General features: G+C 46.3%; 3 protein-coding genes. 2 read left to right on the top strand and 1 reads right to left on the bottom strand.

Annotated features, from left to right (window positions below):
* Positions 1-431: 431 nt before the first annotated feature.
* Both IQ257_RS15430 and IQ257_RS15425 read left to right on the top strand, forming a co-directional pair.
* A complete protein-coding gene (locus IQ257_RS15430) occupies positions 432-1,124 on the top strand; it encodes a peptidoglycan-binding domain-containing protein (protein WP_193877657.1) in 693 nt (230 codons plus the stop codon).
* Positions 1,125-1,143: 19 nt separating this feature from the next.
* Complete coding sequence (locus IQ257_RS15425; protein ID WP_193877655.1) at positions 1,144-10,233, top strand: neuraminidase-like domain-containing protein; 9,090 nt, start codon at positions 1,144-1,146, stop codon at positions 10,231-10,233.
* 138 nt (positions 10,234-10,371) lie between these two features.
* Here the strand turns inward: IQ257_RS15425 and IQ257_RS15420 are convergent, their stop codons facing one another.
* Entirely contained in the window at positions 10,372-10,878 is a 507-nt protein-coding gene (locus IQ257_RS15420) for a hypothetical protein (protein WP_193877653.1), read from the bottom strand.
* Positions 10,879-11,040: the final 162 nt, after the last annotated feature.

Here is an 11,040-nt window from a genome sequence, read left to right as displayed (position 1 = left end):
ATGTCAATTTCTACTAACAGCAATGTTACTACATTCGAGGAAATTATGAGAACGCAAGTTTTCCCCAAAGTAGAAGTGGCAAATCAGACTCGCGGTGGACTTGTAACATATCAATCTCTCTTGAAAAATGAAGAGTCGGATTCTGAGTACAACTACGCTTGGGTCGTCCGCTGGGAGAACCAAGGCGGATCGCCCTTCGGTGCTAGAAAGGCTCCCCCCCGATCCAGCCCCACAATTGACGGAATTCAAAGCCAAGGCCTCATTAACTCGGTACGCCTTAAGAGCCAAAGAACCCCAATAAACGCGAAATCTCACAAATCAAGGAGTTTGAGTCAACCAGCCACATAAGTTTCATATACATCGCCTCGCCACAGCCAAAAGACCGAAGAATGCTATAGAACGAAGAATCTCAGCAGGAGGACATAATCAAAATGAAACTCGAAGGACGTAATCTTCAACCCAATATGCGCGGTAACGACGTTCGCCGTTTGCAAGCGGAGCTGAATCAACCAGGCTTCACCCTTGGGGTCAATGGCTTGTTTGACTCCATGACTTTCTTGGCAGTTCAGCGATTCCAACGAGATCGTGGACTAGACGCAAACGGCATTGTCGATGAAGAAACCGCGCGACGGATTAACGCCGAAGTAGATGCCTTGACTGCCCCGCCATTCATTGTCAAAGGACAAGTGCGTCAAGCGGATGGCGACCCTGCCGATGGCATTTTAATCTCTGCCTTCGATGTTGATTTACGCAGTGAGCAACTTTTAGGACAAACTCAGACCGATCGCAAAGGCTTCTACCAAATCCAGTATTCCGCAGAGCAATTTAGCAAGCGAGAGAAAGGCAAAGCCGATCTCGTTGTTAAAGTTCTTTCAACCAATGAGGTTGTTCTAATAGCTTCACCGATTTCGTTCAATGCTCCAGCACTTGCAGAAATCGATTTAACCATCCCCGCTAAGGTTCTCCGTCCCCTACCCCTCTTTGACAAAATCCGACAAGAATTGGCTGGCTCCTTTATTAGAAGACTTGAGAGCCGAAGACCTGGAAGAGGACCAGGAGTATGTGGAGCAAGTAGTCCTCAAGATATTGGTATAGGTATTATGAAAACGTTTTTAGCCCAATAAATAATAAAGGAGGATAATCATGGAACTTCAAGGACGAAATTTATCCCTAAGAATGACAGGTGAAGATGTCACTCTCCTTCAAGAGGAACTCCGCCAACTCGGCTTCACCATTGAAGACAGAGAAAGTTTATTTGGTAACAGCACTTTCCTAGCTATACAAGAATTCCAGAGACAGCAAAGCATCGAAGCGACGGGTGTCGTAGATGAAGCAACCGCCAGACTCATCAACGCAGCGGTAGATGCACTGCAACCTAAGTCATTCATTGTTCAGGGAGAAGTTGTTCAGGTAGACGGCACTCCAGTTGTTGGCGTACAGGTACAAGCCATCGAGAAGGGGTTGCGCCGCGAAACCCAGTTGGGCATGACAACACCAGATGAGGCGGGGCGCTATAAGATTGAGTATCCTCGCCCCGAACAAGGTAGTATCAGCCTGATTGTCCGCGCTGTTGACTCAAGCGGGAACGTGCTGGTTGCCTCTCCAACCATTTGCAAGGCAAAACCCGTAGAAACTGTGCAGCTTGTTGTCGGTGGTTCCTACAGAGGGCCATCAGAGTACACGCAACTAAGCAACCAACTCATTCCCATTCTCCGGGCAGAAGGAATTAGCGCCACCGCACTCACTGAAGAAGATATCAATTTCCTGACCTGCAAGTATGAGCTAAACCCGGAACAGGTTACTTTTTATGTTCTGGACGCACTGCTGGCAACAGAAACTGGCATACCAGAAGCAGCGTTTTACGGATTCTTCCGCCAAGGGCTTCCCACCACTCTCCCCGACTTGCTTTCCCAGGATAGAGAGGTACTGCGCCGTTCTCTAGAAGATGCCTTAGATAAAAACATCATTCCCGCAACGCTGCGCGAGTCTCTAGATAACATTCTCGCACGACTCCAGGAATTCAGCGTCGAATACGCTTTATCAGAATCAGAAATTCCTGGCAAGTTTTCCTTGGGTGCTTTGTTGGAAGTTGCAGGTTTGAACCAGGAAAAACGGGTAGCATTTCTGACTCGCTACGTAGCTCACACTGGCTCAGTTGAGGAGTTCTGGTCAAGGTTACGGGAAGACTCTGAATTCAATCAAAACGGTGCGGTAGAACAATTGCAATTCACCCTACAATTGGGCATTTTGACGAACAATTACCTGCCCTTAGTAGGAGCATTAAAAGCCAAACCAGAGGTTAACAATCTGCGAGACTTAGCGCGGTTTGATGTTGCCGATTGGCTAGAGTTAATCAATAACCAACAAATTGGCACATCGCCAGACATTTCCGGCGAGAATCAGACAGAAAAGGCTGAGAACTATGCCAAGGCAATGGTCGGAATGATGGAAACCACCTTGCCAACAGCCGTGTTTGCCAGTCGCTTAGCAAAAGACAACGATAGCCCTTTTGCCAACCGAGCAGATTTAAACCGCTTCTTTGCAAACAACCAAGATTTTGAGTTATCAACTCCAGTTGAACGCTATTTGGCGGCTCATCCTGAGGCTCTGAGAGGCATCGAAGATGAACAGGGTGTGAGAAAAGAACTGAAAACGACTGAACGGTTATTCCGTATCGCCCCCGAAGTTAACCGCTACCCTGCTGTGCGAGCCTTGAGACGAAGCGGTATTACTTCTGCCAAAGCCATCCGGGAGATGGGGCGGAGTGCCTTCGTCAGGAACTACGCCGAGCAGATTGGAGGAACAGAAGCAGCACTAACTCTCTACCACAACGCCAGCCAAACTGCTGCAACGGCACTAGCGCTCTTCGCTGATTACAGTGCAGCGATGAACAATATTTCTCTCAATGTAATTGACTCGATAGCCTATCAACCTTCTCAGAAACTTCCTAACTGGAAGACCTTGTTTGGCTCCGCAGATTTCTGTGCCTGCGAACACTGCTGCTCTATTTACAGCCCTGCTGCCTACCTTGTTGATAGCTTGCAATTTTTGGCAGGCGTATCTGTTAAAGGAGGGAAAACCGCACTGAATGAGCTATTTACCAAACGCAGAGGTGACATTGGCAATATTAAGCTTTCCTGCCAGAACACCAACACTCCACTACCCTACATAGACCTAGTAAATGAAATTCTCGAAAACGCCATAGAGCCTACCAACAAAGTCTATCAAACAGAAGGCACGGCAGAAGAGTTACGCGCCATGCCGGAACACCTAAACATCAACGCTTACCAAATACTCAAACAGCAAAAGTATCCCTGGAATTTGCCTTTCCATCTGTGGAATGAAGAGGCGCGAGTGTATTTGGAGCATTTGGGGATAAAGCGCTCCGATTTAATGAAAAGATTTTATCGAGGAGATAGCGAAGTATTGAGACCGTCAATTTATGACATTGCTATGGTAGCGCTAGGGCTAACCGAACTGGAGTGGAATATCATCATTGGCGCTGACCCTGATTTCGATAACGAGCCACAAAATTTGTGGGGAATGTCTAACGAAGATGTGGGTGAAGCCTCAAACTGGGTTCAAGCCTTGAAACACGCACCAAAATTCTTGGAAAAATCGGGACTTAGCTATCAAGAACTACGTGAATTGCTACTTACATCGTTCATCAATCCACGCACAGTACAGTTTCCAGAAGGAGTTATCCGGATTGAATTTAGCGGTCAAGAATGCGATCTTGATAAGGCATCTATTATTAATCTCAGCCAAGAGACAGCACTTAAAATAGTACGCTTTGTTCGCCTACAGCGGAAATTGGGTTGGAGCATACCCGATTTGGACAGGGCAATTAAAGCCCTGAATGGAGAGAATTTGAACCCCAACTTTCTGGTGCAACTGTTCCATATTAAGCAGTTACAGAGCGATTTAAAAGTGCCGTTGTCCCACTTGTTGAGCTGGTGGGGAACTAAACTCGATACTCGCACCTACAAACTTGACGACGAAGTAATCAACAAGTCGCCCTATGCTGAAGTGTTTCTCAACAAAGCCTTCTTCACCACTCCAGAGGATATGGAACCTTTTGAGCTGAATGAGTTGAGCACGGAACTCAAAGCAACCCCAAATAATATCACCGAGTACATCGCCCCAATTGCTGCTGCTTTGGGCATCAGCAATGAAGACTTTTATTCTTTAAGCCCAACAATAACCAATCAATTAAATTTAGCCAATATCTCTGGTTTATACCGTGTTGTCTCACTGGCAAAATCCCTCCATCTCTCTATCCGTGAATACTTGACGTTCTGGTATCTAATTGGAGGTATTCCATTCCAGTCCCCTCAAGAAACAATGCGATTTGTGGAGGAAGTGAGGTTCGTCCGGGAGTCGGCTTTCAGCCTGTCAGAATTGACCTATTTGTTGTGGCATATTGAGACACCAGCCGTTGGAGTTGCACCAAAAACAGATAGTATTACCTTGATTCTAAATGCGCTGCAAGATGGACTCAAGACAATCTCGGCTGAAACCACCTTGACACCCGACCCAACGGGTGAATTAACGAGAGCAAATTTAGCAAAGCTCCCCCTCGAAGGTGAAGAAGCCGAAAAAGCGATGACGCTGCAAAAAGCGATGAAGTTGATTCAGGGGAATCAGCCGTTGCCAAATGATGCGGAAGCTTTTATAAACGAGCAGTTTGGTGCTTTCCCTGAAGTTGCCCAGGCTATGGTTCAGCTCATCGGTAACAACGCGCCCACCGAACCAGAACAACGCTTTAGTAGTGTCCTGCAACCTCTCCTAAATTACCTACGCCGTTACTTAAGCCAGAATTTCATCATCCGGGCATTGGCTGAGGCGTTGAACCTGGAAGTTCGTGCGACTGAACTCTTACTGACGCAGTTGGTGATAGTTCCCATCGTACCCAACCAAAAAGCGATCGCGTTTTTTCTCAACCAGGATTTTATCGACGACACGTTAACCGCAGAAGCCGTCAAAGCTTTTGAAGAAGCCGTCAAAACTTTCACACTTTTGTGGAAAATCGCTCTGATTCTCAACAAACTTGCCATCACTCCTGTAATGCTACCCTGGCTTTTCGAGTCCGGGTCAGAGCTATTGATCAATTTGAATGCCCTGTCTTTCGAGAATACTGGTGTGTCTTTGGTGTCTTTCTCGCAATTGAAAAAGTTACTGCGTTTGATTAAGATGCGGGATGCCCTGCGACTAGATAACCCATCTTTGCTCAAATTGCTCAATGCAGAGAACAGACAAACGTTTGCTCAGGTATTGAGCGAACTGACTGGCTGGAGTGAATCAGACCTGAGGCTTTTGGCTAAACATCCTGATGATTTTCCCAACGAACCTACACAAAACGTCGGGTTAATCAGTCTCTCTTTCCCAGAAGATTACCGAAATGGAGAAGCTCTGACGCGATTTCAGGCTTGCTTGGAGATGAGCAAACGGCTTGGTGTGTCAGCCCAAGAAATTTTTAAGTGGCTTACCCCCGATCTTACCGCCAAGGCAGCCCGCAGCATTCGCCTAGCTGTCCAAGCGAAATACGGCTTTGACCAGTGGCTCAAAGTAGCTTCGTCGCTGCGGGATAAATTACGCCTACAGCAACGGAATGCACTTGTCTCTTACCTGGTGGGCGGGAATGCCCAGACAAATGCCAAGTTCAAAGATACCAACGACCTTTTTGCCCACTATCTAATCGATGTCGAAATGGCTCCCTGTATGCTGACATCGCGCATCAAGCAGGCAATCAGTTCAGTGCAACTGTTTATCCAGCGCTGCCTGATGAACTTAGAGCCAGACGTGACGATGACGACAGACGACGCTGACAAGTGGACTTCTTGGAAGAAGTGGTATCGCGTCTGGGAAGCTAACCGTAAAGTCTTCCTCTACCCGGAAAATTGGATTGAGCCAGAACTACGGGATAACAAATCCCCATTTTTCAAAGACCTAGAAAGCGAACTGTTGCAAAACGAAGTGACATTAGAGACGGTGGAAGAGGCTTTCCGGGGTTATCTAGAGAAACTTGACGAGGTAGCCCGCCTGGAAATCAGCGGTATGTACTACCAGGAAGAAATCCTCCACGTATTTGGTCGCACGCGCGGCATCCCTCACATCTATTACTATCGCCGCTGGGAAAATTCCGCCTTTTGGACAGCTTGGGAGCGGGTTGATTTGGACATCGAAGGGGAACATCTGATTCCAGTGGTGTGGAATCAGCGATTATACCTTTTCTGGCCCATCTTTACTGAGAAAGCCAACGAGCCAACGAAGCTAGAAAAGGAAGGAAGTAAACCGAGTAAATATTGGGAAATCCAATTGGCTTGGAGTGAGTACAAGAACGGGAAATGGTCTGCGAAGAAAATTTCTGTAAATAATAAATTTGTTAAAACGTATGAACCTCAAAAGAGATTTTATCGCTTTACCTCAAGAATTATCAAAGGAAGCCTCGCAATTACTGTTTGCCTTACCACAGTGACTAACATAAACGCTGTTAGTTTAAACGTGTTTACTTTGATCATTGGAGAATTTTTACTCTCAGTTGGTGACGGAACTATCCAAGCAAAAACTATTTCTGGAAATTTTAAATTTCCAGAAATAGTTACTTCACGTTACAGCTATTTTGAATACATGAAGTTGTTTGAGAATCAAAAAACTCAAGCATCTCCTGATCGACAACTTGTACTAATTTCAGGTCAGGTAGACACCAACGGATTTGCATTAGCCTCAGGGACGGATATCCCAACGCTTAAGAAAACCCCAGGAATTTTCACAATTACTTTCCCCTCTCAGTTCCGGGATTTCATGACTCAAGCCCCTTTCTTCTATGAGGATGACACCCGGACGTTCTTCGTCACACCTCACGAACGTCAGCTAGACCGAACAAGGTTCAATACCGCATTGCCAGAGTCAGTAGGGAGTGGCATACTTCTCAATTTCACTAGGAAGAATGTAGAAGAGCCTACCATCACTAATAGCAATGCAATAACAACAACGGCAGCACCATTAACAAATGTCGGTTCAAACGCAAATGCAGCACTTGCGCTTTCACTACAGAACCCTCCAAGAAATGGTCAGCTTCACATAGCTAGGAGCTCCCTTTCCGGGAAGAAGTACTTGTTTGAGATGTTCTATCACCCATTTGTGGGGCGGATCATCAGGCATCTCAATTTATACGGGCTAGATTACACCCTCAACCCTATAAAGACTAAAGAGCTATATCGCCAAGAATTTTCCACGCCATTTTTTGATGAGTATGCCCCAACATCTGCGGTGAAGTCTCCTCGTCCCGTACAAGACTTTGATTTCTTAGATGGAGCTTATTCACTCTACAACTGGGAGTTTTTCTTCCATGCACCCTTCCTCATTGCTAACCATTTGAGCCAGAATCAACGGTTTGAAGAAGCCCACAGGTGGTTCCACTATATCTTCGATCCTACGAATCGCAGTACTGATGTTTCTGGAACAAAGCGTTTTTGGAAAATTAAACCCTTTGTTGACAATGAAGATGCCACCAAGAGAATTGATAAACTGCTGAAACTGCTAAGTGAAGATGAAGACAATTCTAAAGAAAAGCGCTCGTTAGTCGATCAGATAGATGCGTGGAATAATAATCCCTTTAACCCGCACTTAATTGCGCGAATGCGGATTACAGCTTATCAAAAAGCTGTGGTCATGAAATACCTCGATAACCTAATCGCTTGGGGAGACCAACTCTTTCGCCGCGATACGATTGAGTCTATCAACGAAGCCGCCCAGCTTTATATCTTAGCTGCTGAGATATTGGGGCCACGTCCACAAAGCATCCAAGCCCAAAAACGCGAACCTGAAACCTACAATAGTTTGCGCGATCGCCTAGATGATTTTTCCAATGCTCTTATCGAAGTGGAAAACACATTGCCACCAGTGCAAGATAAGACGAGTCCTTCAAAGAAAAAAACACTGGGAATCAATGATTTTGCCCAGGCAGGGGATAATAAAGCTGCTCCTCCTAAGCCTGAACCTCCACATCCTCTGGGGACAATCCTTTACTTTTGCATTCCCAAGAATGATAAATTGCTCAGTTACTGGGATACTGTAGCTGATCGGCTGTTCAAAATCCGCAATTGCATGAACATCGAAGGCGTAGTTCGCGAACTACCGCTCTTCGAGCCACCGATCGATCCAGCTCTTCTAGTCAAGGCTGCTGCGGCAGGAATAGATATCGGCAGCGCTCTCAATGACCTCAACGCGCCACTACCCCATTATCGCTTCCAGGTCGTGCTGCAAAAAGCAGTTGAACTGTGTGCTGACGTGAAGGCGCTAGGGGCAGCATTGCTTTCAGCACTTGAGAAAAAGGACGCCGAGGAGCTATCCTTACTGCGCTCCGGTCATGAAATCAAGCTGTTAGATGCTGTTCGTCAGATTAAGGAACAGCAGATTGAGGAAGCAAAGGCAACACTAGAGGGCTTGATTCAATCCCGCGTAGTCACTGAAACCCGACACCAGTACTACGCCAGTCGAGAGTACACAAATGCCAATGAAAAACTTCATCTGGCAAAATTAGAAACAGCGCATGTTTTGCAAACGATTGGACAAGGATTTGAACTTGCCGCCTCCACAGCTTTCTCAATTCCTGAATTTGATATAGGCACTTCGGGCATTAGCAGCCCAGTAGTAAAGGTGAGGTTTGGCGGTTCAAATGTTGGACAATCTCTACAAGCGCATAGTCGGTTTATGAGTTCGGTGGCTTCCCTAATAAGCTATCAAGCGACTATAGCCTCTATTAAGGGAGGGTATGACAGAAGACAAGACGATTGGAAACTACAGGAGGATTTGGCAGCTAAGGAATTAAACCAAATTGATAAACAGATTATAGCTGCCGCAATCCGTTTAGCGATCACAGAGCGAGATTTGAAAAATCACGACCTGCAAGTAGAAAACGCCAAGGAAGTCGATACCTACATGCGGGAAAAGTTCACCAATCAAGAGCTTTACAACTGGATGGTGTCCCAAATCTCAACCCTGTACTTCCAGAGCTATCAACTCGCCTTCGACGTTGCCAAGCGAACAGAAAAAGCGTATCAGTTTGAACTGGGTATTACCAATTCCAAATTCATCCAACCTGGCTACTGGGATAGCCTGAAAAAAGGTCTCCTGGCTGGTGACAAACTACACTACGACCTCAAGCGCATGGAGGTGGCGTACCTCGACCAGAACAAACGCGAATATGAGATTACTAAGCAAATTTCCCTAGTGCTGCACAACCCACTGGCGCTAATCTCTCTCAAAGAGATGGGTGTATGCGAGGTAGAGCTGCCTGAGGCACTCTTCGATATGGATTATCCCGGTCACTACATGCGCCGGATTAAGAACGTCAGTATCACCATCCCCTGCGTTACAGGACCTTACACCAGCATCAACTGTACGCTCACGTTGCTGAGTAACAAGACTCGGATCAAAAGTACCCCAGTAGACCCCTATGTAGAAGGAGAAGATGACGATCGCTTCGTCGCTAACTTCGGTGCAATTCAGTCCATTACCACCAGTACTGCCCAGAATGATAGCGGTATGTTTGAGCTAAACTTCCGCGACGAACGCTATCTGCCTTTTGAAGGTGCAGGCGTCATCTCCAGATGGCGGCTCGATATGCCCAAAGACTGCAATGCCTTTGACTTCGACACCATCTCAGATGTCATTATCAAGCTCAACTACACTGCCCGTGAAGGTGGAAAGTTGTTGGGAGACAAAGCCAAAGATGCGTTGAAGGGCTTACAGCAGACAGAAGGGCTGTGGCGGATGTTCAGTGCCAAGCACGAGTTCCCCACCCAATGGTATCGATTCCTGCACCCCAGTGACGAAGCAACAGCCCAGAGCATGAGACTTGACCTGACGCAAGAGCGATTCCCATTCCAACTCCGGGGTAAGTCAATTCAGTTCAATAGCATACAGCTTTTCCTGAAGCTAAAAGATACAACAATCAATCCTCCCCAATCCATTGAGCTGTTTGTGACTAAACCTTCGGCAGATCAGGACGAACTAAACAATCAAAACGAAATTACGCCCCAAAATGACCCAACAGACAAAGTTACCCTTGAGCGTGACTCGACATTTGGCAATCTGCTGCATGGAGAAATGCCGAGTTCAGAAGGTTTTGGTTCTCGGTCAATTAAGGTTAGAAAGAATGACATGACATCGATTCAGGATGCGATCGAAGACATTATCCTGGTCTGTCACTATTCAGTCACGTCATAGAATTGGGTAGACTTTCAGGTTTATCCCAAAGGTCAGGCAGGTTCGCTTGCTTTTGGTTGTTGTGTACTAACCCGCGCCGAACTCTCTAATAAAGCCTTTGGTGAAATAGCACAAATTGAGGGAAATCGACTTAAGTTCTCAAACGGCATAAACTCCATAGACTTCAATATATTCTTGCCCTTGAATTCGAGCGGGATTACGCAGCTTTACCGGTGTATATCTGATGGCTAGTGACGCAATGCGTTCTTGTCGTTTCTGGGTTTTGGGTAATTCCACGGCGACTTCCATATTGATGGGTTTGGAGAGTAGCCACTCCCTTAAATGACTGTTTTCTTCTGCAATTATCCGATTATGTGCTGCCCTTACTACTACTCCTGTATTTGAGATTTTACTGACTTCATCAAAGACTTCCGCCATGTCTCCTTCTCGGTCAAATACATGAATAATTTTGGCGAGTCTCTCCGGGGCGGCGGATTTTAATAATTGCTCAACTTCCTGAATGACTTCTATCCATTTATAAGATTCTTTTTCTTCAATCGGGCGTTTTCTCGCTGCCGCTTTACGTTTTTTCTTCTGTTTGTCGCTGAGAATCTCATCTTCTTGTTCATGGTCTCGATGCCAGAGTTTTTCCCAGAGTAATCCCATTGGTTGTCCGTTGTCGGCATTAACCGCTAAGGCACTATCGCTCTTTTGTCACTCTGGGAAGAGTATAATCAAGAAAAAGCGTTGAAACCCAAGTCCCGCCTATGATAGCGCCGAGAGAGCCTCAACCCACAGTGAAGTTTGTGGACTCCTATTGTGAAGGCT

This window comes from Coleofasciculus sp. LEGE 07092 (assembly GCF_015207375.1).
In the GTDB taxonomy this organism is placed as follows: Bacteria; Cyanobacteriota; Cyanobacteriia; order Cyanobacteriales; family Coleofasciculaceae; genus LEGE-07092.
Note: the sequence above shows the minus strand (reverse complement) of the source record. Positions and strands in the feature narration are given on the sequence as shown.

Excerpts from the sequence above, each read along its gene's own strand:
- IQ257_RS15425 (WP_193877655.1), top strand. The coding sequence starts at position 1,144 with ATGGAACTTCAAGGACGAAATTTATCCCTAAGAATGACAGGTGAAGAT.
- IQ257_RS15430 (WP_193877657.1), top strand. The coding sequence starts at position 432 with ATGAAACTCGAAGGACGTAATCTTCAACCCAATATGCGCGGTAACGAC.
- IQ257_RS15420 (WP_193877653.1), bottom strand. The coding sequence starts at position 10,878 with ATGGGATTACTCTGGGAAAAACTCTGGCATCGAGACCATGAACAAGAA.